Raw genomic sequence first — 24,292 nt, 5'->3', positions numbered from 1 at the left:
TACACAAATAATAATACACAAAACAGATTCTAATATAGATAGCCAAAAAGTATATGCTGATATAACTAAACCATTTGCACCTGGCACTTATATTGAATTTAAATTAATAGATAATAATATAAATAAAATTAATTGGAGTTTTGCGATAGCTTTTAATGATGAAAGACTACAAGAAATAAAAAGTAGTAGTAAACCACTTAAATTAACTAAACTTGTAGATTCTAATGGCGTAAACCAAGCTTATAATGTAAATATAATAAACTCACAAAATAATGAAATAATAGGATTTTCTTTACCTTTAGAAAAACTTATTTATCCATCAAGCAAGTACTATATAATTATATTTGCACACCAAGATATTCAACCAACAATAAAAGATTCTCATGTAATTATAGATATGAGCTTTCAGGTTGGAGAAGATAGCAGAGAAATAAAAGAAAAAGAAACAAGAGCTAACTTAATATATAAATATGACACAAAAAGCATAAATCAAGAATTAGAAAAATGGAATACACTAGATAGCATTAATAGTTTGCAAGAAGCTATTGAATTGTTAAGATTTAACTATGATAATTACGATAGATTTTTAGCAAAATATAAAAAATTAACATTTAACTATTTTAATTATTATCAAGCATATCCTCAATTAGCAGGAAAATTAGCATATATATGTTATAGATTTGACTTAATAGATGAAAAGTTTATAAAAAATATAACAAGCACTAATATATATGATTGTATAAATACAAAACATTACATTAAAAATAATACATATCTTGTAGGACAAGAATATTTAGATGATAGAATCGATTTTGCAGAAAAGATAGCAATGCTTTATAATGATAAATATAAGCAGAAGTTTGAGAGAGCGTATATAAAACAAGATGAAACTATAAACAAAGAAAATCTTATGACAAATTTCATAAATAGTATCCATAAAACATTAAAAATAAAAAATGATGTGCCAATACTTGAGATTTTAAACCTAACAATTGAAGAAACCAACACCGCAGGAGTTTACAATAGTGGATATAATACACTTACAATTAATGCTAATGTTGATTTAAAACAATTAATAGATACTATTGTGCATGAATATAGACATTTTTATATAAATTATGTTGTGCGTTTGAGTGCAAATCATAATCTTAAAAATAATATAATTTTACATTTTATATACTATACATACTTTAATGCTTCATTTGCTAAAATATTTGATATGTATAATAAAGAATGTGCTAAATTTGATAAAGAAGCTAATGTATGTAATAACAAAACTTACAAAGAAAGTAATTCTAATAGTTCACCATTATATTACATATCTCCAAAAGAGCGAGATGCTAGGATAGTAGCAAATATGTTTATCACTAAAATATATGGAGAATAACATGTCAAGAGAATTATCACGAGATAAAGCAAACCACGATAAACTATTAAATTTAAGAGAGCATAAAGAAATATATCTAGCTATTAATACAAATATTAATTGCGTAGAAAATTGGTGTCCTAAATACGATGATTATGTATTACCAAACAAAACAGGAATCTATCTAGGAAAAATTATATTTCAAAAAAATACAGTTGGGAATCTAGCTCCTTTGTATATCCCATCTAGCTTAGAAAATCTTGGTAATGAAGTATCTAAACTAACCACTTTATGGCTTAATGAAAAAAATGATAAATATATAGGAAAAAGGAAGGTAGATTATAAAATTGTAGAAATCTACAATGGAAACATTAAATCCATAGACCTTGTAGAAATAAAAGAACCTTTTACACCAAATCATATACCTATATTTTGTGAAAGAACAAAGAAAAATATTGTTTTAACTAAAGAACAGATTGTAAGCTATTTTAAATACTTACACAATTTGAATGCAAATCTTATAAAAAACTATATAGATTCTATAAATGAATATGGTGGAATAAAGGGATATTATCTAAATGACATTATAAGACAAGAAGCGGCTGACAAAAAACTTATTAAATATGAAAAAACAATCACTTATTCCACACAAGATCCAGACCAAAGACGTTTAGAACAAGAACAATTTTGGGAGAATTATAAGCAAGAAAGTATAATAACACTAGATTATATGAAAACGCAAAATATAGACAATAATATTCCTTTTTTTAGCGAATTATTTTATGCTTATTTAGTATGGAGCTTAAAAGATTTTCTTGTAACATACTATCAAGGAGTATTAGTAGATAGAAACAATTTGTTGTTTAATATCGCTGCGTACAAAGGATACAACATTGATGATTTTTTTAATAAAGATATAGAATTTGACAGAATGTTATATACAGATTGTTATAGGTTTGTTTATAGACCAACAGATTTTTTTAATATAGTGCCCACACATTATTTTGTTTCTGGTGAAAAGGGAAATTGGTTTGGTAACCAACCATCATTTTATTCACTAAATCAATTTGTAAAAGATCCATTTGGTAACTATGATATGGACTATAACCAACCAACATTTTCTCCTTCTCCTTTGGGTAATTATTACTTCGAACTAAAAGAAAACAAAAACACTTTCGTAGAATTCTACCCTAGAATCTATCCATCTAAAGCAAATCCACCACAAGGCTGGAGTAAAGAAATGATGGATAAACTAGATTTAAGACCTGAGTGAATATAATATATGTTTTAAAAAACAAAGGCTCAAGACAACTTAAGCTCTTTTGTAATGGGCTTTAAGTTATGATTACACCGATGAAAAATGGGTTTATAATACGTTCACGAATTTCGGAGGCTAAATTTAGAGAGATTTTGTGGCATTTTTGTCTTGATATTACTAAAGAAACTGCGTTTTGAGGCGGTAAAAATCGCAAAAATTTGCAAAATTTCTAGAAATTCTCTTAACAAAATCTTCAAAGAAATTCGCAAATTAATGGCAAAAGAATGCGAAAATATTTCACAATTAAAAGGTGAAATTGAAGTGGATGAATCTTATTTTGGACCAAAAAGAGTAAAGGGTAAAAAAGGCAGAGGAGCTAGCAAAAAAACGCCTGTGTTTGGCATGCTAAAGCGCAATGGAAAGGTATATACACAAATTGTAAAAAATTGCTCCAAGACCGAGCTAATGCCGATAATAACGCAGTTTTCAGCCCTTAAAGATTCTATAATTTATAGCGAAACCATATTGATATTTGGAAATCTTATGATGCTTTAGTTGATTATGGAGCGTTGGCGCATTATAGAGTGAAACATAGTGAAAATGAGTTCGTAAATGGTAAAAATCACATCAATGGAATTGAGAATTTTTGGGGTTATGCGAAACATAGATTAGCAAAATTTAAAGGTATAAAAAAAGAAAATTTTTACCTACATTTAAAAGAAACAGAAAGCGTAGCTTCTTTAGAAAACGAAGTTTCTTTAGTAATTTAGATATAATGTCAAAACGAAGTTTCTTTAGAAAAATGAAGGTAAAGATTTGTATAAAATTTTACTAAAATTGATTAGAAAACATCCGCTTAAGTTGTCTTGAGCCTATATTTATCCAAATGAAAATAATGCACATAATATTCATCTGTATCAAATATACATTTTTGCACACTTTCTGTTAGAATAAACACATCTTCTACACCTAATGGGTCTAGAGTTATTTTAGCCTTTAGCTTTTCTAAGGCAGCTTTAGCGGAGATTCTATCGCTATTTCGCACGATATTATTTGCGTATTCAATTAAGCTTGAGCAAAATTCTTTTCCCAAAATATATTGCTCGCGCCCTAATTTTTGCAAAATTATTAAGCCTTGATTATCTAGTTCATTTAATGTTTCATCCACAATTTTTCGTAATATTTCTTTTTGCTTTTGTATTTGTTTTTCTTCAAAGTTTTCAAATAATGTATTTTTATGACTTTTATAATCAATTGACCCAACTAAGCTATAGCTTTTAGAATCTACACTTGTAGCCCATTTTGTTGTTATAGTAATTGTATTTGCGATAAATTCCGCTCTTTTATAATAAAGATTCAAAGGCAATAATGCAAAAAATGCAAACCAAGCACTCCTATAACCATCACTCACATAAAACCCTAAAAATACAATAAAGAAAACCGCAAAAATAAGATTAAATGTTTTCACATTTTTAAATAATAAATTTTTGCTAAAATTTGTGCTAGACCACGTTTTATTTAACTTTATCGCTAAAAAATCATATCGCACACTTAAAAGTAATATAAGCCAAATTGCTCCAAGCCAAAAAGTATTAAACGCAAAGCCATCTAATTCACATATTTCAAAAAATAACATAGAAAAAAATATAATAAATATTATCTTGCCAACACGAATAAATCTCGTAGCCAAAAGATAAGTCGCTATCAAATAAAAGCCAAACTCAACCCATTCTTTAGCGCCTATATTTTCTTTATTTGTATTAAGCTCTTTAGTTTCTTTTATTTTGCCTGTTTTTCTTAGATTAGATTCTATATTTTGCTTTATATTATTTATTTCATTATTTATTTCATAATTTTCATTGCTAGATTCTATATTTTCGTAGTTTTCATTATATATTTCCTCATTAGATTCTATAGAATCTAAATCTTGTTGTTCGTTTATATAATTTTGTATATCTTGTTGTTCTTGTAGATTTTCATTATCATTAGTTTGTTGTGTATTTTCTATTTCATTTTGTATGTGTGGCTCTTGTGCTTGATTTATTTGCTCTTGCTCGTTTTCTTGATTTTGTAGTGATGGCTCATTAGATTCCATTAATATAGAATTTACTTTAGATTCTAAATCTTGTCTATTTTCTTGTATTTCATTTATTTCATTTTCTAAATGTTGTAGTTCTTTTAGTGCTTCTTGATTTGTATCTTGCTCTATATGTTGATTTGTATTTTGCTTTGTTTCTTGCAAATTAGAATCTTCATTTTTAATTTGCTTAAATTTAGATTCTAAATCTTGCCTTAATAAGCTAGAATCTTGACTTTTATCCTCTTGTATAGAATCTTTTTTTATCTTTTCAAATCTAGCCTTAATATCATTTTCTAAATCTTTATTTGCCTCTATACTACCATCTTCTAATGCAAGTTTTAAAATATCACTCATATTACCCCTTAAAAAATAAAGCTAATTATAGCATATAACCATTTTTATGTTAGTATTTAATTTTCCTTAAAATCATTCTTATTATTTTATTTCGTGTTTTTTGCTATAATTATTTATAAATTTTGCTTTTTAAAGTTATAGATTCTATAATTTTTATGGTAAAAAATTAGTGCGAAAAAGGAAAAATATGAATAAGTTTTTTAGGGTTACAGAGCCGCTTTACTTGCTATTTTTAGGGATTGGCGTGGGGGCTATTATCGCGTGTGGTGCGTTTGCTGCGCCTGTGGTTTTTAATATGAGTAAGATTCTAGGAATGGATAGCATTGGCACTTATGAAGGTGGCATTGTAATGGGGCAGATTTTCGTGCGACTTGGTGGCTATTTGCAGTTTTTGCTAATCATCATTTGCATTTACGAGATAGTTAGCTTCCTACTTTTGCGTAAAAATGAGAAATATAGCATTTTTTGGCTAATTTTGGGTATCGTAAGTGTCGTGTGTATCGCACTTTTTGTGTGGTATTATATGCCATTTTTGCTAAATAGTGAGAATTTGAGTGATAAAGAGCATTTTGACAAGCTACACACGCAAAGTCGCCATGTTTCCCAGATTCTAATGTGTAGTTTGAGCGTTTTATTTGTCTGGCGCATTTATAAAAAAATGTTATAAAAAAATGGTGTGAAAAATAATTTTAGCCTAGATTTTTTAGAATCTATTTTTTAGATTCTATCCTTTCATTCAAATAAACGTTACTTTATGTAATATCTAGATTCTAAAATGTTATATTTTTACACAAATTTATGGAATCTTTTTTAAAGTTTTGTAATAATTTCACAAAATCATTTTAATGTCTTTTGATAATTAATCTTAGAATCTAGATTCTAAATTTCAATAAGACAAACAACATAAGCTTAATAAGTTAAAGATTCCAAAACAAAAGGAGCAACAATGTCAATCTGGCAGCAAAACTACGACCCGCTAAATAATGTCTGGCTATCTGCTAGCGTGGCAGTCATTCCCATTATCGTATTTTTCCTTTCACTTATGGTTTTCAAGCTAAAGGGTTACACCGCCGCATTTATCGCGGTTTTACTCGCTACACTAATAGCGATTTTTGTCTATCATATGCCAACTAGCAAGGCACTCTATAGCCTACTATATGGCGCACTTTTCGGGCTTTTCCCTATCGGCTGGATAATCATCGCTGCGATTTTCCTTTATAAACTAAGTATCAAATCTGGTTATTTTGAAATTCTAAAAGCTAGTATCATTTCAATCACGCCTGACCAAAGATTCCAAGTGATACTTATTGCGTATTGTTTTGGTGCGTTTTTAGAAGGGGCAATCGGCTTTGGCGCGCCTGTGGCGATAACCGCAGCTTTGCTTGTAGGCATCGGTATTAAGCCCATTCAAGCCGCCGGTTTGTGTTTAATTGCAAACTTACCCCCCGCAACTTACGGCGCAGTGGGCATTCCTGTGACCGCATTAGCCGATTTAGTGAATGTAGATTCTATCAAAATCTCCACGATGAGCGCGATAATGCTCGCACCATTCTCATTTTTCATACCATTTTTGCTAGTCTTTATTATGAATGGCTTAAAGGGCGTAAAGGACGCCGCGCCCGTGTGTTTTGTCGCTGGGGCAAGTTTTGTTGTCGCTAAGATTCTAACCGCATCGATTTTGGGACCACAGCTCCCTGACATCACCGCTGGTGTGTTTTCTGTGGCGTGTGTGGGGACATTTTTGAAGCTTTGGAAGCCAAAAGCGATACTAAATGTAGAATCTAGTGCGAATCAAAATAGCGGAAGTGTTGCGATAAAATCGCAGCCGCCACGTGAAGCGGATTTTGAGAGTGCAGATTCTAAGGCTTTGATAGATTCTAACAAGGTCAAATTGCCTTATAGCACAAAGGATATTTTGCTATCTGGCGCTCCATTTGGAATCTTGATTGTGATTATTGCGATATGGACACTGCCCGCATTCTCCGCACTTTTTAAGGGCGATGGGGCATTAAGCGGGAGCGTTATTACCCTTAGTTTTAGCGAGCTAGCAGGGATAATTCAAACGCAACCCATTGTCAATATTGATACGCCTGTGAAAAGCACTTTTAGTATTTCATTGATAAACGCAGTGGGAACGGCAATCTTTTTAACCGCATTTATCACAATTATTGTGCTAAAAGTTAGCGCAAAAGACGCGCTCTCCGCATTTACAGAGACGATAAATGAGATGAAAATCGCAATTTTTACGATTTGCTTAGTCCTAGCATTTGCGTATATCTCAAACTACAGCGGAATCTCGGCTACTTTGGCTTTGGCACTATCTAAAACGCAGCACGCATTTATCTTTTTCTCACCTATTGTAGGCTGGCTAGGCGTGGTATTAACAGGTAGTGTGACTAGTGCAAACCTGCTATTTGGCTCACTGCAAAAGCTAACGGCAAATCAGCTAGGCGTAAATGAAGTGCTTTTACTAGCATCAAACGCCGTAGGTGGCGGCACAGGCAAGATGATTTCACTGCAGTCAATCGCAGTCGCCGCGTCAGTCGTAGGACTTGTAGGGCGCGAGAGCGAAGTATTGCGTTTCACCATAAAATACTCCGTCATCCTAGCCATCGGCATAGGCATCGCAAACCTTATCACATTCTACTTCATCCCGTGGATAATCCCAACATAAAGATTCCATAGAATCTAGATTCTAATTTTTTTGTTAAAATTCCTACAAAGATTCTATAAATAAGGCAAAACTTAATGAAAAAACTCTCCATTATAAATAACATAGAGCAAGATGACAGAATCTTATCGCAAGAAAAAAATAAAAGTGACGATACTAGCGAGACTTCGTTGCGTCCTAAGTCGTGGGATAACTACATCGGGCAGGAGAAAATAAAGCGGATTTTGCAGGTTTCAATTCAGGCGAGTAAAAAGCGAAGCGAGTGCCTTGACCACATCCTTTTCTTTGGTCCGCCAGGGCTTGGTAAGACGACTTTAAGCCACATCATCGCAAATGAAATGGGTGCAAATATCAAGGTTAGTGCCGCGCCTATGATTGAAAAAGCGGGCGATTTGGCTGCGATTATGACGAATTTAAATGATGGCGATGTGCTTTTTATCGATGAGATTCACCGCCTTAGCCCAGCAATTGAGGAGATTTTGTATCCTGCTATGGAGGATTTTCGCCTTGATATTATCGTAGGACAGGGCGCTGCGGCGCAAACGCTTAAGATTGACTTGCGACCCTTTACGCTAATTGGCGCGACTACGCGTGCTGGGATGCTATCAAACCCCCTGCGTGATAGGTTTGGGATTACTGCAAAGCTTGAGTTTTATAGTGTAAGTGAGCTGGCTGAAATCATTAAAAGGGCGTGCAAGACGCTAAACTACAAGATTTTAGATGATAGTGCAAGTGAGATAGCAAAACGTTCGCGTGGGACGCCGCGAATTGCCCTGCGGCTTTTGAAACGGGTGCGTGATTTCGCGCAGGTGCAGGATATGGATGTGATTGATTGTGAGATTACGCGGTATGCTTTGGGTGAGCTTGGGGTGAATGATTTGGGCTTTGATGAGATGGATTTGCGGTATTTGGAGATTTTGTGTGGGGCGAATGGGCGTGCGATTGGGCTTAATACTTTGGCGGCGGCTATGAGCGAGGATGAGGGCACGATTGAGGATGTGATTGAGCCCTATTTACTTGCGAATGGCTATATCGAACGCACGGCAAAGGGTCGCATCGCCACATATAAAAGTGCGAATTTGTTTGGGAAAAAAGATAGCGGCTTGTTTTAGGGAGTTTAGATTCTATACCGCAAAGCCTGTGCGTGTGTAAGTGCGACTGCAAGGGCGTCCGTGATGTCTAGCGGCTTTATCTCACAGGTAATTTTTAGCATATTTTTCACCATAAATGCGACTTGTTTTTTGTCGGCTTTTCCATTGCCTGTTAGGGCTTTTTTGACTTGCAGTGGCGTGTATTCGGCGAAATTGCCGATTTCTTGCAAGATTTTTAGGCTGATTGCCCCGCGAAATTGCGCTAGTTTTATCACACTTTGCGGATTATGTGCATAAAAAATGCCCTCCATCGCGACTTGCTCTATCTCATAAGTCTTAAAAATTAAGTCAATTCCCTCGACAAACTCGACAATTTGGTGCTGCAGCTCGCGCGTCTCAATCTTTATCACACCCGCATCAATTAGGCTAGGCGTAAAATTTTCCACAGAAATAATGCCATACCCACACACCCTACTCCCCGGGTCAATCCCTAAAATTAGCATAAACTCTCCATATTATAATTTTAAGTAAAATGCAACATTATACTAATTTTTATACTAGAATCTAATTCTTTTTTACGTTTATAAAAGGATGAATTTATGGAAAAATTGCAAGAAATTATGAGTTTTTTAGAATCTAATCGCATTCAAATCTTTAGCACGAGCGTGGATAATAAGCCTGTGTCGCGTCCTATCGGCTCTGCGGCGCTTTGCAATGGCAGGATTTGGTATTGTATGAATAATGATAAGCCGATGTTTAAGCAACTGCAGGACAATCCAAATGTGTGTATTTGCGTGTGTGGCAGTGATTTTAGCTGGATTAGAATCTATGCACGCGTGGTGTTTAGTGATGATAAGCTAATCAAAAATATGTATATGCAGCGACCAAATTCAAGCTTTAAAAGCGTGGATGACCCGCGTTTTAGCGTGTTTTATCTAAGTGAAATTAGGGCTGAAATTCACATAAAAGGTGAAACTAAGGTTATTGAGATAGATTAGATTCTATGATAATATTTTATATAACTTTTTGGAATCTATTTTAAAATACTTTCTAAAATTAAATACTAATTATTGCAAAGATGTTTAAAAAATGATACTCTTAAGAATCTTAGCAGATTTAAGTCTATCTTTATGTGATAGATTTTAAAATCTAAATATTGTTTTAAAAAGGGAGAAAATATGCTAATAAAGTTTAAAGATAAAGAGCCAAAAGTTGGCAAGGATGTCCTAATTTGCGATGGTGCGAAGGTTATTGGCGATGTGATTTTGGGTGATAATGTTAGCATTTGGTATAATTGCGTGCTGCGTGGTGATGTGAATTTGATACAGATTGGCGAAAATACCAACGTGCAGGATTTGACGACCATTCATGTGTGGCATAAGGACGTGCAAAATCCGCAGGGCTTCCCTGTGATAATTGGTAAAAATGTAACAATTGGGCATAATTGCATTATCCATGCGTGTAAAATTGATGATAATTGCCTGATTGGGATGGGGGCGATTGTGATGGATGATGTAGAGATTGGTAACAATTCTATTGTGGGTGCGGGTGCAGTTGTTACAAAAGGTAAAAAGTTTCCGCCAAATTCTTTGATTTTAGGTAGTCCGGCAAAATTTGTTCGTGAATTAAAACAAGAAGAAATTGAGGAAATTGCAAACTCTGCTATTAGATACGTGGGCTTTAAGAATGACTTTTTGTAGAACGTCATAAGATTTTATTGTGTATATTCCTTGTTTTTTTCTTTATACAACATACCACAGAAATTACTTGTATTTTGTGAATAAAGGATAATTTTATCGCTACTAACAAGCAAGCAAAGCCTAGAATCTATGTAGATGGGGGCGACATATTTGCTACCCCTTAGCTCTTTTTGCAAGTAGCTAATCCATGATAAAAATATAACTTTTATGCACTCTTTTTTGTATGGATAAAGCTCGCTACCGCCCTTACATTGTGCGATAGAGACGGGATTTGTCGGCTCAAAATTTTGGAATCTAAATTGCGATTTTAGCTCATTTTCACTCTCAAATTTTTTTTGCAATATAGTATCTAGTGCATTTATCGTATCTTGCGGATAAAGAAATGAAAATCTATCTAGCAAATAATTGCTCTCAAATTTCTCATTATATTTAAAATATAAGATTCTATAATATAGCAAGGATTGCAAGTCGCGTGGCATTTGATAGGATTTTAGCCCTGTGATTTCGCTACTTTTTTCTAGCACTTTATCGCTGCCATAATACATATCATTGATTTTTAAAAGTGAATTTCCAAGCACTACATTATTAAAATTTATGTAACTTTTATTCTGTAAAGTTCTAATATTTGGAACTTTGTCGCTATCATTAGTTTCATCTATTTTTTCGGCGATTTGTAAGACAAAATTTGAGCTTTGTATATTTTCCTTAAAATTAATCTTGCTACTAAAATCTTGCCAAGGGGCTATTTCTAAGCCTTGTTTTTTTATAAATAAATATTCACGCATAAAATCTTGCGAAAAAGTGGTAAAAATCACAGGCTGCACTAGCTTTTTTGTGTCGATTAAATCATTTTCATATTCAATTTGACTTAAATCTGCAAAAAAAAGTCTAGCAAATTCTTCGTATTCAAGGGCACTCTGTGACTTTTTTGAAACTTTAGAATCTTTTAAAATCGGTTCAAAATACTGCTCATACCATTTTTTGCTTTCTTCTTTATTTGTTGCAAATGGAATGCTTGGTTTTTTTGTTTCTACCTGCTCTTTTATGTCGATTGTTAGCGTGTATGTAGGTTTTTTAGCACAGGCAGCAAGTAAGGTTACTAAAAGTAACAATAAAAAAAAGTTTAAAACTTTTGTATATATTCGTAACATTTTAAGCATTTCTCGTAATTTAGATTCTATAAATTATATTCAAAATATGTTCCAAAATTATAATAAGATTCTAAAATTTTATACTTTTTTGGAATATTATCATATTTAAAGTTTTATAGAATCTAAAATTATAAAATTTAATATTTTTATATTTTTTAATTCTTAATCAAAAAATTCATCGTCATCATCATATTCTAGTAAATGATAAGATTTTACTAGAATCTGCGTAATGTAGTATCGCTCTTTTTGCGGCTTAACTTCCCACTGCGTTTCATCCATTATAACAAATAAAACTGGGTCCATATTTTCCCCACGCCAAAGCCATGTATCGCGTTTGGAGCATAGCCAAATTATCGGCACGGCAAGGTTATCTGCGATGTGCGAAATGCCTGTGCTAGGGCTAATCAAAAGGTCGCTTAACTCCAAAAGTGCTACAATATTACACAAATCGCTGTCGTTATTAAAAATTGCTACATTTTTACACATTTTTATCTGCTCTGCAATGCTAGGATTGCCGCTAAATGTGGGGATAACGAAGCGATGTTGCGGATAATTATCACTTAGAATCTTAATGCAATTTATCCAGCCATTTAGAGTTAGGTTGCAAAAAGTGGTGCGGACAAAGGGATTTATTAAAATAAGTTTTGAATCTTGGAAGTTTTTATTTAACATATTATGATTTTTAGAATCTTTTGAATCTTTTAAATTAGATTCTATAAAGTTATGATTTTTATAACTTTTAGATTCTATATTTTGATAAAATTCTAATCCAAAAGATTCTATTAAAAATTGCCTTATTTTCTCTTTATTAAAATCTAGCGAGTGCATTCTGATAGGGCTAAAATCAATACTTTTTATTTTTTTATCATATAGTTTAGAATCAATTAGTCGCACCAACGCTAGATTTCTTTTATATTGCGGAGTATGCCCGAAATTACGAGAAAAAAAGATAGTTTTAAATCGCGGCTCAAAAAATGTAAAAAAAGTCCTAAAAGTTATGATTTTCCTAAGTTTTGTTTTTAATATTACTTTTGCAATCGACCTATTTGGTTGCGTTAAAATAAAGTGCGTAAAATCTTTAGAATCAATATCGGCGATAACCGAGTCTATGGGCATTTGCGAGATATTTATAAGACTATTTATAAAGCTAAAATTTTTATAAACACTCACGCCAATATCATTTGTATAAATATGGATTTTTGCGTTTGGATAAAGGATTTTTAGGGCATAAATGGCGTGCAAAGCCACGATACTATCGCCAATCAACCCCGCCTTATACATTCCAATATTCATAACTTTTCCTTTTTAAAAACTCTAGATTCAATATTTATAGAATCTAATTTGAAAGTTTGTAGCTATAAAATTAATATGTCATTAATAATAATTTACTTAAAAAACACCCTAAAGATTCCATAATTTCTAGACCGTAGCATATTTGATAGGTAATCGCCGATGCTTTGTGCCACTTGCACGATTATCATTAGCACGATTACGCAGGAGTATAGCACGGATAAATTGCCGTTATTAAAGCCCTCATTTAACGCTAAAGTGCCAAGTCCGCCGCCACCTACCGCGCCTGCCATAGCCGAGTAGCCGATGACTGAAATCACTAAAATTGTGATTGTATTCACCAACGCTGGCATAGATTCCATAAGCATCATACGCATTACGGCGAGTTTGCTTGCGCCCATGCTTAAAGTCGCCTCGATTAGCCCTTTATTGACCTCGTCTAGTGTGCCTTCAAAAAGCCGTGCCACAAAGGGAATCGCCGCAATGCTAAGGGATACAATCGCCGCATTTGGACCAATGCTTGAACCAACAAGCAGACGCGAAAGTGGCCACACAACGATAATTAAAATGATAAATGGAAAGCTGCGAAAAACATTCGCAAGTGCGCTAAGGACGGCGTTTAAACGCGGCATGGGATTTATAGAATCTTTTTTGGTCGTGCTTAAAATCATCCCCAAAGGCAGCCCAAAAAGCACGGCAAAAAATGTGGAAAGCACTACCATATAAAGCGTCTCAAGGCTCGCATAGCCCACGGCTTCGGTTACTTGATAGACTTTTGCGGCGACTTCTTGGCTGCTAAAAATGGTATAGATTAGGATTTCAAGCGAAGATTCTGTATCGCTATCAATCAAACTTTTTGGTAAATCTATGAATTTTAGAATCCATGGAGTTTCTACTACTTCGTGTTCCATAATATTTTTTCCTTTTTGTTATGAAAAATGTAATTTAGATTCTAGAATCTATTCCGGGGTGGAGACGCGGGCGTCATCTATTATAAAGTCAAGGTATTCGCTTCGAAAGCCTTGCGATGCGATTGAGTTGTAGTGCTGGGCTGCTGCGTTGTAGTTCCCTGCTTCTTGGTATAAAAGTCCTAAGGCGTAGCGAGATTCATAATTTACACTAGAATCCATTTTAGATAATTGCAAAAGCAGCGTTGCTGCATTTTTATACCCAGCACCGATGGCTGCTACGCCGCCTAAAAGACGCGTGTTGCTATCCTCTTCTTTTAAGCCATTTATAAGCCTATCATACATAGCATAACTTTCATCAAAGTTTTGCTGATAAATGTTTAATAATGCTAAGGCTTGTAATAAGCCATTTGGATTTTTAGTTTGTGTAACTAACTTTTGATTTAACAATTCTTTTTGCCGCGCTAAGTTTCCTGTGATAAAGCCTACATAAATGTAAAGCTCGCGCGCTAGATTTGGTCCATAGAAAACATTATCTAAATTCATAGAATCTTCTCTAAATAAATATTGCAGATTCAATGCGGAATTTTTCACATTTGAGCCATAGTTTTTGGCTAAATCTAGCAAAATGTTTGAAACGACGTCACTTGGCTGATATGCCTTTAATCGCTCAAATCCAGCCACAATATTTTTCATATCCCTTTGATGAATGGCTGAAATGGATTGAAACGCTAGGGCAATAGCGCGATTTTCGCCCGGAGCTGGTGTGTAGATTCCTATCTTTTTAGGGTCATTTGCCCAATCTTTCAATTTGCGATAAAAGTCTAAATCAGTAGCATTCATCTTAGATTCACTAATGCTTGTTGCGACATTTTGGCTTAGTGTGTTAATATCGCGATAAACCAAACGACCTGTAATCATAGCAAAGATTCCACTTTGCAAATCCGTCATATCAAGGTGATATGCACGAAGGAAGTGCGCGTGTGCTGGTCCAAAGTCGCCCATTTGCGCATAAAGTAGCCCTAGATTATAATGCAAAACGGCGTGATTTGGATTTTCATTCACATATTCTTTTATAAGCTCCATACCACCGCGTAAGTCATTTAGGTTTATGCGTTTTAGGGCTTGAGCTATGCTTGTATTAATAGTAGAAATTGTCGCACCCTTGATTAAAATAGCGTGGCTCTCTTCTAAATTCCCTTGATTAATCTTAGAATCTAAAACGCCGGTAGAAATTATATCTAAGGCTTCATCCACGTCAAATACGCGATATGGCGCGTAATAAAATAGAATCTTGCTAGTTAGTAAATTCGAGTGTTCAAACGAACGATTCCAAAACTCGCTTTGGGCTATCTCCACATCAAACATCATAGGCGATACACGTGCCTTTATAGGATATGGATTTGCGATATTATTTTCTCTATGTTCATTTGCAAATTCATCAATTAGCCCAGCCGCCTCGACAAAATCGCCTAGTTTCAACGCGACAATTTGCATACTCATCTTAGCATGCCAATCCTTTGGATATTGCAATAAATAATTATAGATATGCCCGCGCGCCGCATTTAGACTGCCTTGCCTTGCTAGTAGCTGACCTAGTGCTAGTTCATCTTGCCGCTCTGCTACCGCTTTTAGATTATCATAGGCTTGTTTATTATCATTAAAAAGGGTGTAAAGTTTAGCCGCAAGGCGTTTAGAATCTTTGTCAAATTCTTTTGTGCTTTCATGATTCAAAGGCGAGAGCGCTTCAAAATACTGCCCTTGATAATATTGATTTAGCGCGTAGGAATATGAGTATGGCGGTAGGTTACTCATTTGATTTGCATAAGTGTTTGCGATATTTAAATAGTATTGATATTTTTCCATATTACCAGCGCGAAAGGCGGATACGGCGGCATTTATAGCGGATACAGCTATGTCTTCACCTGCTTCGATTGCTTTATCGTAATATTCCATTGACTTTTCATAATCTTTTGATTTTGTATTTATTACGCCAAGATTGTAGTTTGCAATTGCTTTTGAATATGAAGCGATTTGATTAAATAGATTTAATGCTTCTTGCTTATTGCCAGATTTATAAAGCATATCGGCTTTTTGTATCATTGTTTCTAGGTTTTTATTATCTACAATGGGCGGTTTTGTCGTAATATTTGTTGGTAAGTCAGGCAGATTCACAGAACCATTAGAATCTAGGCTACCACTTTGGGAAGCCACTGCGTTTGCTCCGCTTTGAGTCGCACCGCCGCCACTTTGGGATGAGCTTGACGTAGCCATTCCTACTGAATCTTCTTCATCATGTTTTGGTTTAAATACTGAGATTAACACAACGATTAAAATAATGATAAATAGGGCGATTACACCGATTAAGATTCCACGTTTTTGATTTGGACTAAGCCTTTCATCAAGCTGTCTTAGTCCGGGGATATCCTTAGCATTATCCTTAGCGAAATTTTCTAAAGGCGTGAAAAGTGATAAAAATTTATTTGGCTTTTTTGGTTTTTTAGAATCTTTAGAATCTTTAGAATCTTCGCTAGATTCAGCAGGCTTAGCCGTGGCTTCACCACCTGTATTCTCCGCTGGAGCTAAATCATCTAGTGATAAATCATCTTGTTTTTCTGCCATAGTTTTTTCCTAAATTTTTTTTACATATCGTTAGATTCTATAAATATTTTTGTAAAACCTTTGGTATTTCAATCTCGCCATTTTGCTTTTGGAAATTTTCCATTATTGCGACTAAAGTTCGTCCTACTGCTAGGCTTGAGCCATTTAGCGTATGGGCTAGTTTATTTTTGCCATTTTCTTTATATCTTATTTTGGCACGTCTTGCTTGAAAGTCGCCACAATTTGAAACTGAGCTAATTTCTCTATAGCAATTTTGTCCGGGTAGCCACACTTCTAAATCAATAGTATTACGCGCGGAAAAGCCTATATCACCGCTGCAAAGCTGCATTAAGCGATGTGGTAACTCTAAAGATTCTAATAACTTACTTGCGTTTTCTACCATTTTTGCTTGCATTTCTTCGCTTTGCTCTTGCGTTGTGATTGCGACTAATTCTACTTTGTCAAATTGATGTTGGCGAATAATTCCACGTGTATCTCGACCGGCACTCCCCGCTTCTTTTCTAAAACAAGGCGTAGCAGCGGTAAGTTTAATCGGTAAAAGATTAGAATCTATTATTTCATCTTGGTAAAGATTAGTTAGTGAAATCTCGCTAGTTGAAATAAGATAAAAGTTGTGTCCTTTAGATTCTATATCATTATTAGAGTGGTGGGTGGGCGATAGGTTAGAATCGTTAGAATCTTGCAAACTAGATTCAATATTTGAATCTTTAATCGCAAAAACATCATCAATAAACTTTGGAAACTGCCCTGTGCCTAGCATTGCATTTTCATTTACAATTATAGGAACAGAGCATATTTCAAAGCCATTTTTATAGTTGAAATCTAGCATATATTGAATCAAAGCCGCATTCAAACGAGCGCCCATCCCACGCAAAACGCTAAAACGCGCCCCAGCTAACTTTGCCCCAGCCCTAAAATCTATCCAGCCATTATTTTCTGCTAACTCATAATGATGTTTCGGCGTAAAGTCAAAAACACGCGGAGATAGAATCTTTTTTATCTCCACATTATCATTTTCATCTTTTCCAAAAGGCGTTTTAGAATCTAGCAAATTTGGTATATTTAATAGCTTATCACGCAACTGCGTTTCTTGCAAAGAAACAAGATTCAAATCTTTTTTTAATTCTTCTTTTAATTTATCTAATTCTTGCTTTTTAGATTCTATAGAATCTTTAACGCCGCCTTTAGAAACGGAACGCATTAACTCCCCAAATTCCTTTGAGAGCTTATTTTGAAGTGCCTGTTTAGATTCAGTATTTTGTTTTAGAATCTTAAAATTAGCGACAAAATTTCGCAAAGATTCTAAAGACGCAGTATCAAAATTGCGACTTTGCAAATTTTTCTCAACCAAATCAAAATCATTTAATAATAGCTTTGTGTCAATCATAAATTATCCTACAAATCGTTACATTTCCATAGATTCTATAAAACATTTTTTAAAAAATTCTAATTATATCAAAAATGATGTAATTTTTTGTTAAAATACCACATTAAAAATTAAGGAGTTTTATTTTGATTAATGAAGTTGATAAAACCACCTCTTTGCATTTGAATAATGAAGCTCAATTCTTGTGTTTTACGCTTGAAGATAGTCAGCATGAAAAGGATGTCCAGCTTTATGCGATGAATGTTTTTAAGATAAGAGAAATTATTTATTATGATGGAGATTTAACGGAGACTGCGGGGAATAATGATGGCGTAGTAATCGGCTTTTTAACCGTGCGTGGCGAGAGTATCCCACTTGTTGATATGCGCCGATGGCTTTATTACAACCCAGCCCAGCCAAAACGCGACTTACATCAATACTCAGTGCAGGGCAATAAAACCTTAGTAATTTTATGTAACTTTTCGCAATTTACCGTTGGACTAAAGATTCTAGGCGTGAAACGAATTATACAACGCAGCTGGGATGAAGTCATTGTAGGAAGTGAATATGGCTTTGATGGGAGTAATAAAATCACGGCTACAACGAAGTTTGATGATGGTTCAGTCGTGCAGATTATGGATGTGGAGCGAATGCTAGTTGATGCGTTCCCACATTTAGAAGATGGCAGCGACTTAGAGCTTGACGCATTAAAACCTATAAATAGTGATAAGGTGATACTAATTGCAGAAGATTCTAAACCAGCCCAAAAATCTTTGCAAATTATTATGCATAAGCTAGGCTTGCGTAGCTTTACTTTCCCAAATGGCAAGGCTTTGTTAGACTATCTTTATAGCCCGGGTGTGATTCCTACCGTTGGCGCGGTTATCACAGACTTAGAAATGCCCTTAATTTCTGGCTTTGAAGTGTTAAAACATATTAGGGATAATGAGAATACTAAGAATTTACCTGTGATTGTCAATTCATCAATGAGTAATGATTCTAATATCGAAAAGGCGCAAACGCTTAAAGCAAACGCCTTTATTACAAAATCAAAACCCGCTGAAATCGAAGACGCCTTGCGCGAAGCCCTCGAGGCTTAAAGCATCTAAATATAAGAGCTGTTTTTATAATATATTATTCTTATTATTTTATACTTTTCTTGCTAATATAATAACATTGAACCTTAAATGTTACTTTTTGTAACCACAAAATGCAAAAATTGCAAAAAAATTTCAAAAAATCTGTTTTTTTTTTTTTTGTCTAAAAAGTATGTTAGAATTTATCTAGTTTAAAAACAAGTGAAAATAAAACAAAGGATTAGCATGAGTAAAAACGTGCTGAATAAAGAAAATCTAAAAAAACTGATACTCAGTTATAATACTTTGTTGATTGATGGTGCAGTTTTAGGTAAGAAAAACTTTGATTCTATTTATAAAAATATGTTAGTTCCTATATTAGATGAAATTAAACAAGAAGATAACATTGATAAACGTATCTATATACCAAAGGGAATAGTCGATGTTATCCGTACAAAAAAGCCTAATATTTATAAAAAATATTTTACTATGCAGGTTTATATTGTAGAAATTGGCATAGAGACTTTAGATAAATGTTTAAAAGATTCTAAAAGCATACTTGTATTTGTGGCAAATAAAATAAATGGTAATAAAGTCCTAAATTATAAACAACATAAAGCATTATTTTTAAGCCAAAGTGGCTTTAGCGAATATGCTAAACAAAAACCAAAAAAATCACAAACTGAAAGAAAAAATACTAAAGGCATAGACAAAAGGAATGTTAAAATAAATGGAAAAATACCAAAAGAAAATGACCAAGTGACTTATAGCGATAACAACACGACCAAGCAAACAACTTTAAGAAAGCGAATAAATGGAAAAGGCGAAGGTAATATTTATGAAACTGATGTAAATTTATTAGCTAAAATCTATAAACAAAATGACGACCCCAAAGAAAAGAATACGTTAAAAGCTAAAAATTATACATTTGAGAAGCTTAAGAAATTTGAAAAATTAAGGTTAGATTCTAAAATTAGACCCTATGTGTGCTTGCCATTATTTAGGGTATTTAATAAAAACAATGATTGTGTTGGTTTTTTAATGAATAGAGCAAATGGAAAAGAGTTTAATCATATTTTAGGTAGCCCTTTATTACGAAAGCAGGCTTATCCAAATATTCAATATAAAAACTTAGTTAAAATGTGTATTAATTTTTTAAATATCACAATTGAACTACATAAGCACAACATTATTATAGGCGATATTAAGCTAGATAATATAATGTTTGACTTGCAAGATAATGTATATATTATCGATTGTGATAGCTTTCAAATTGATGGGTATCCTTGCCCTGTTGGTTCTCCAGAGTTTTTGCATCCAACATATTCAGGAAAGAATATGAAAGATACTCCAAGAATCTTGGCTGATGACTATTATGCAATATCCATTTTTATTTTTATGATTTTGCATTTAGGTGTTTATCCTTACGATAGCAAAACGTCTTTAACTCGTATAGAAGCACAAAAACAATTAATATTCCCATATTTGGATATTAGTAAAGTGCCTAAAAAGGGTAAAAATTGCTGGAATAATCTAGATTCTACGCTTAAAGATGCTTTTATAAACACATTTAATAAAGGTGGAAAATATGCAAGTGCAAATAAGATTTTAGGACCTGATAAATGGCTAAAATGTTGCAAAATTTTTATAAGACTTTGTAAGGAAATAGGTTTAATATAGCAACATTTTAGAATCTAGATTCTATAAATTTGTTATCTTAAGCTTAGTTGCTTAAAATTATTTTAGGAGAAATAAAATGGCAGAAAATGTAGTTGATGAGATAAGAGATGATGAGTTGGCGGATAATCCTACTAAGCGTGTCCCTGTGTGCTTATGTTTAGATGTTAGTCGTTCTATGGAGGGTGAGCCTATAGAGCAGTTAAATGAGGGTGTGAAGCTATTTTACGAAGCTATAAATGATGACTTACAAGCAAAACAAGCCGCAGATGTGTGTGTTGTTACTTTTGCAAGTCATGCAAATAAAGTGCAAGACTTCCAAAGCATTATAGGTGAGATGTCGCCACAATTTAGCACAGAAGGGGATTCTACGCATATGGGTGAAGGGGTAAATTTAGCTCTTGATTTATTAGAAACGCGTAAAAAAGAATATCAAGAAAGTGGCGTGGAATATTTCCAACCATGGCTAGTGTTAATCACAGATGGTGAGCCACATGATAATTATCAAAGTGCTGCAAGACGGACTAGCGATTTAGCTAACAATAGAAAACTTACTATTTTCCCTATTGGCGTAGAAGATGCTAATTTAAATATTCTAAAGGAGTTTTCACCAAAACGTAGACCTATTAAGTTAAAGGGCTTAAACTTTAAAGAGTTTTTTCAATGGTTAAGTCAAAGTGTGTCTATTACTTCAAATTCAAAAGAGGGCGAAACTATACAATTATCAAGCACAGATGATTGGGCTAGTGTAGAACCTTAAGCAAATTAAAGGAAAAATATGTCAAATAAACACAGAGCAAACAAAGCATATACAGACGTGCAAAATAATGGAAATTCATTTGCAAGTCCTACAAATGTAAAGCCTATGCCTACAAGTAGCAATAAAGATTCTATAAATAAACCTAGTATAAGTAGCATAAAGCCTACTCAAGCTAAAGGTTTAGATTCTAAAAACACAGATTCTAAACTAGATTTTATAGAATCTAAAGACAGCAAGTATGAAGCTATCACGTATGAGAGTCAAGGGCGAAGCCACGTGCAAAAAAATACGCCCTGCCAAGATAGAGCCTTTGGGCTTATAGATTCTAATATTGCTATTATTACTCTTTGTGATGGCGCTGGTAGCGCTAAACACTCACACTTTGGCGCGGATACTACTACCAAGCTTGTGGCAGATTTATTAAAAACGAATTTTGATAAATATTATACAAGTGAAAATATCGATAATGTCCGTCAAGAAATCGTAGAATCTATTGTCAAAAACTTAGAATCTACAGCAGATTCTAAAACAAAAGAACTAAAGTTGCAAGCTGGAAAAAATATCCAAGAGATTCTAAAAAATATAGCATCTAATTTGAAAATTATTGATTTAACAAAACTTAGTTTTGATTGTGAAAATGCAATAAGAAATGAGATAAAAAATATAGAATCTAAAATCACTACTTTAAAAAATGATAAGGTAAAAAAAGAAGATTCTATAAAAGATTTGGAAAGGCAAAAAAGTGAGAATGCAAAACGAGATTATCTAACAAGATTTGAAAAAAACTTGCAACGTAGTAAATATGCTTATGAATGCAAAATAAAAGATGCTACAAAAATCTATAGAAAAGTTTTAAAAATAGCAAATAAAGATAGGGGTTTTATAGAATCTATTTTCAATGGAGTTAAAAATTTCTTTACACACGATAAAGACAAACAAGATAAAGATTTGCAAAGTGTCCAAACAATCCAACAAAATATCAAAAAGAAAATAGATAACGACACACAAAAGCTAGATTCTATCCTAAATCAATTAGAATCTAAAATGCAGACACTAAAAAATGCTAATGCTAAAAAAATTAGCGAGATTCTAAATGAGCTAGAAAACATAGGAAGCGAGATTTTAGATACGCTTGAAGATGTGTATATGAATATGGATAAATACGCTAAAAATTTAGAAAATCAAGTGAAAAAATATCCGCATATAATAGAGGATAATAGCACGCAATTGCATTTGCATTTTATCCAAACACAAAAGCGATTTGAAAGGCTAATACAAGATTTTATCACGACCTACAAAAAGTGCATAGATAGACAAAAAGGGCTAATAGAATCTGCCATTAGTGATGTGGAAAAAGAAATTAAAAATATAGAATCTAATATAGATTCTAATAACACAAGAAAGGTCGAGTTAGATACTAAAATCATTGAAAACTCACGTCTAAAAACCGAGCTAGATTCTAAAAAAAGCGAATTTAATAACGCCAAAAATAGCGTAATAAACGATATTTCAACGCATAGCAAAAAAAGCGAATTTGATTTAAAAGATATAGAATCTATTAGATTAGATTCTTTTAAAAACGCGATAAATTCACTAGAAAAAACGCGAAAAACTTGCGAAAATTTATGCAAAGAATTTAACGCAGACACCAAAAACTTGCAAAATATCCCAAGCCTAGATATAGAATCTAGCCTAGATTCTATAAAAAAAGAAATCGAAAATAGCACCTGCGTTTTAAAAGACCTAGCCAGCACGCTTTTATTTGTAGCAGTTAAGGGCGAGCAGTGCTTAATAGGGCATTTGGGCGATGGGACAATCGGGGCGCTTTATGGCGAGACATTGAAAGTGGTAAGCAGCGGCGATAACGGCGAGCACGCAAACGAGACCTACTTCGTCACCACAAAGGGCGCGGCAAGACTTTTGCAAATCACAAGAGGAAATGTAAAAGAAAAAAACATCAAAGCATTTGTGCTAATGAGCGATGGCAGCAGCGAAGGGCTTTTAATCAAACGCGAAAATAAATTCGCCCCCGCACTAGAAAACCGCATAAAATCCCCAAAAGATTCCATAAAAGAGCTAATTGAAAAGGTCAAAGAAACTAAAAGCTTTGATGACTGCAGCATAGCAATCTTGCGACAAAAAGCTTAAAATCTAAATATATAAAGATTAACCATAAAATTATAGAATCTATATTTTATTCTAAAAATTTTACACACAAAAAGGAAAAAGATGTTTAGTGGGCTTGTGCACGAGTTTGGGCTGGTTAGATTCTATGCAAATAATATTTTGTGTATAGAATCTAGTCTGCACCCAAAAATAGGCGATAGTATCGCGGTAAATGGTGCGTGTTTAACAGCGATACAAACGCAAAAAGATAGCTTTTGTGTCGAACTAGCTAGCAATACGGCAAAAACTATCGCCACTGAAAACCTGCAAGGACGCGTGCATATCGAGCCAGCCCTGCGGCTTAGTGATGGGCTGCATGGGCATATTATGCAGGGGCATATTGACTGCGTGGGCGTGATTTCTTCGATTTCAAGGCAGGGCAATCAGTGCGTTTTTACTATCAAAGTGCCGCAAGATTCTATGAAATTTATGGTTGCAAAGGGCAGCGTGTGCGTGGATGGCATCAGTTTGACGATAAATTCGGTTGGGGCTGATTTTTTTACCCTTGTGATTATCCCGCACACAATGCAAAATACGCTTTTTAGCACCTACAAAGTCGCTCGGCGCGTAAATATTGAGAGCGATATAATCACGCGAAGTGTGGTAAGTGTGCTTGAAAAAATGCTAGATTCTAAGGGTTTTAAATCTAAAATTATGGAATCTAATCTTAGTCAAGAGCTTTTAGATTCTATCGCGTTAAGTTACTAAAATCTTACACAAATTTTAGCTATAATACGTATTTAAAAAATTTGCATT

The 24,292-nt window shown here is 33.8% G+C and carries 19 protein-coding genes and 1 pseudogene; 13 read left to right on the top strand and 7 right to left on the bottom strand.

Going from position 1 to position 24,292, the window contains the following annotated elements; translation table 11 throughout:
- From LS64_RS12340 to LS64_RS03955, 3 genes and pseudogenes are all read left to right on the top strand, one after another.
- Nucleotides 1-1,387, top strand: a 1,387-nt coding sequence (locus tag LS64_RS12340) for a hypothetical protein (RefSeq protein ID WP_161976969.1), incomplete at its 5' end; no start/stop codon positions are given.
- Nucleotide 1,388: 1 nt separating this feature from the next.
- Nucleotides 1,389-2,639, top strand: a complete 1,251-nt coding sequence (locus LS64_RS03960) for a hypothetical protein (protein WP_034569392.1) — start codon at nucleotides 1,389-1,391, stop codon at nucleotides 2,637-2,639.
- A gap of 68 nt (nucleotides 2,640-2,707) precedes the next feature.
- Nucleotides 2,708-3,494: pseudogene (locus LS64_RS03955) on the top strand (IS1595 family transposase).
- Here the strand turns inward: LS64_RS03955 and LS64_RS03950 are convergent.
- Nucleotides 3,481-5,058 carry a hypothetical protein gene (locus LS64_RS03950; protein ID WP_034572745.1) on the bottom strand — a complete coding sequence of 526 codons (1,578 nt, stop codon included), beginning with the start codon at nucleotides 5,056-5,058 and terminating at the stop codon, nucleotides 3,481-3,483. The pseudogene LS64_RS03955 and the gene LS64_RS03950 sit on opposite strands and share 14 nt — an antisense overlap.
- A gap of 187 nt (nucleotides 5,059-5,245) precedes the next feature.
- On the opposite strand from LS64_RS03950, the gene LS64_RS03945 reads away from it, so the two are divergent.
- The 3 genes from LS64_RS03945 (at nucleotide 5,246) to ruvB (ending at nucleotide 8,841) form a co-directional block, all read left to right on the top strand.
- A complete protein-coding gene (locus LS64_RS03945; RefSeq protein ID WP_034572748.1) occupies nucleotides 5,246-5,725 on the top strand; it encodes a DUF4149 domain-containing protein in 480 nt (159 codons plus the stop codon).
- Between the two features lie 279 nt (nucleotides 5,726-6,004).
- Complete coding sequence (locus tag LS64_RS03940; protein WP_034572750.1) at nucleotides 6,005-7,732, top strand: lactate permease LctP family transporter; 1,728 nt, start codon at nucleotides 6,005-6,007, stop codon at nucleotides 7,730-7,732.
- A 74-nt stretch (nucleotides 7,733-7,806) separates the two neighbouring features.
- A complete protein-coding gene (gene ruvB / locus LS64_RS03935) occupies nucleotides 7,807-8,841 on the top strand; it encodes a Holliday junction branch migration DNA helicase RuvB (RefSeq protein WP_052062569.1) in 1,035 nt (344 codons plus the stop codon).
- A 5-nt stretch (nucleotides 8,842-8,846) separates the two neighbouring features.
- Here the strand turns inward: ruvB and ruvC are convergent, their stop codons facing one another.
- Nucleotides 8,847-9,323 carry a crossover junction endodeoxyribonuclease RuvC gene (ruvC, locus tag LS64_RS03930; RefSeq protein WP_034572753.1) on the bottom strand — a complete coding sequence of 159 codons (477 nt, stop codon included), beginning with the start codon at nucleotides 9,321-9,323 and terminating at the stop codon, nucleotides 8,847-8,849.
- A gap of 96 nt (nucleotides 9,324-9,419) precedes the next feature.
- Between ruvC and LS64_RS03925 the strand changes: the two genes are divergently transcribed.
- Nucleotides 9,420-9,818: a pyridoxamine 5'-phosphate oxidase family protein gene (locus tag LS64_RS03925; RefSeq protein WP_034572756.1), complete on the top strand. Its 399-nt coding sequence runs from the start codon at nucleotides 9,420-9,422 to the stop codon at nucleotides 9,816-9,818.
- A 180-nt stretch (nucleotides 9,819-9,998) separates the two neighbouring features.
- Nucleotides 9,999-10,520, top strand: a complete 522-nt coding sequence (locus LS64_RS03920; RefSeq protein ID WP_034572759.1) for a gamma carbonic anhydrase family protein — start codon at nucleotides 9,999-10,001, stop codon at nucleotides 10,518-10,520.
- Between the two features lie 14 nt (nucleotides 10,521-10,534).
- Here the strand turns inward: LS64_RS03920 and LS64_RS03915 are convergent, their stop codons facing one another.
- The 5 genes from LS64_RS03915 to serS all read right to left on the bottom strand — a co-directional run bounded on the left by LS64_RS03915 (nucleotide 10,535) and on the right by serS (nucleotide 17,878).
- A complete protein-coding gene (locus LS64_RS03915; RefSeq protein ID WP_052062570.1) occupies nucleotides 10,535-11,671 on the bottom strand; it encodes a hypothetical protein in 1,137 nt (378 codons plus the stop codon).
- Nucleotides 11,672-11,833: 162 nt separating this feature from the next.
- On the bottom strand, nucleotides 11,834-12,964 hold the full coding sequence (locus tag LS64_RS03910) for a glycosyltransferase family 9 protein (RefSeq protein WP_052062571.1): 1,131 nt from the start codon (nucleotides 12,962-12,964) through the stop codon (nucleotides 11,834-11,836).
- 92 nt (nucleotides 12,965-13,056) lie between these two features.
- Complete coding sequence (locus LS64_RS03905; RefSeq protein WP_052062781.1) at nucleotides 13,057-13,683, bottom strand: methionine ABC transporter permease; 627 nt, start codon at nucleotides 13,681-13,683, stop codon at nucleotides 13,057-13,059.
- A 237-nt stretch (nucleotides 13,684-13,920) separates the two neighbouring features.
- Nucleotides 13,921-16,491, bottom strand: a complete 2,571-nt coding sequence (locus LS64_RS03900) for a tetratricopeptide repeat protein (protein WP_034572764.1) — start codon at nucleotides 16,489-16,491, stop codon at nucleotides 13,921-13,923.
- Nucleotides 16,492-16,528: 37 nt separating this feature from the next.
- Nucleotides 16,529-17,878 (bottom strand): serine--tRNA ligase, encoded by a 1,350-nt coding sequence (serS, locus tag LS64_RS03895; protein WP_034572767.1) that lies wholly within the window; start codon nucleotides 17,876-17,878, stop codon nucleotides 16,529-16,531.
- A 125-nt stretch (nucleotides 17,879-18,003) separates the two neighbouring features.
- Here serS and LS64_RS03890 point away from each other — a divergent pair, with 125 nt between their 5' ends.
- The 5 genes from LS64_RS03890 (at nucleotide 18,004) to ribE (ending at nucleotide 24,244) form a co-directional block, all read left to right on the top strand.
- Nucleotides 18,004-18,957 carry a chemotaxis protein gene (locus LS64_RS03890; protein ID WP_034572770.1) on the top strand — a complete coding sequence of 318 codons (954 nt, stop codon included), beginning with the start codon at nucleotides 18,004-18,006 and terminating at the stop codon, nucleotides 18,955-18,957.
- A gap of 222 nt (nucleotides 18,958-19,179) precedes the next feature.
- A complete protein-coding gene (locus tag LS64_RS03885; protein WP_118949181.1) occupies nucleotides 19,180-20,613 on the top strand; it encodes a hypothetical protein in 1,434 nt (477 codons plus the stop codon).
- Nucleotides 20,614-20,689: 76 nt separating this feature from the next.
- The gene (locus tag LS64_RS03880; protein ID WP_034572776.1) at nucleotides 20,690-21,370 is read left to right on the top strand and encodes a vWA domain-containing protein; all 681 of its coding nucleotides are present in this window, start codon (nucleotides 20,690-20,692) and stop codon (nucleotides 21,368-21,370) included.
- Between the two features lie 18 nt (nucleotides 21,371-21,388).
- Nucleotides 21,389-23,518, top strand: a complete 2,130-nt coding sequence (locus tag LS64_RS03875; RefSeq protein ID WP_034572779.1) for a protein phosphatase 2C domain-containing protein — start codon at nucleotides 21,389-21,391, stop codon at nucleotides 23,516-23,518.
- A gap of 81 nt (nucleotides 23,519-23,599) precedes the next feature.
- Nucleotides 23,600-24,244: a riboflavin synthase gene (gene ribE, locus LS64_RS03870; RefSeq protein ID WP_034572782.1), complete on the top strand. Its 645-nt coding sequence runs from the start codon at nucleotides 23,600-23,602 to the stop codon at nucleotides 24,242-24,244.
- The last annotated feature ends 48 nt before the right edge of the window (nucleotides 24,245-24,292 follow it).

It is taken from the genome of Helicobacter saguini (assembly GCF_000762875.2).
Classification (GTDB): domain Bacteria; phylum Campylobacterota; class Campylobacteria; order Campylobacterales; family Helicobacteraceae; genus Helicobacter_A; species Helicobacter_A saguini.
This window is presented reverse-complemented; position numbering and strand designations above follow the sequence as displayed.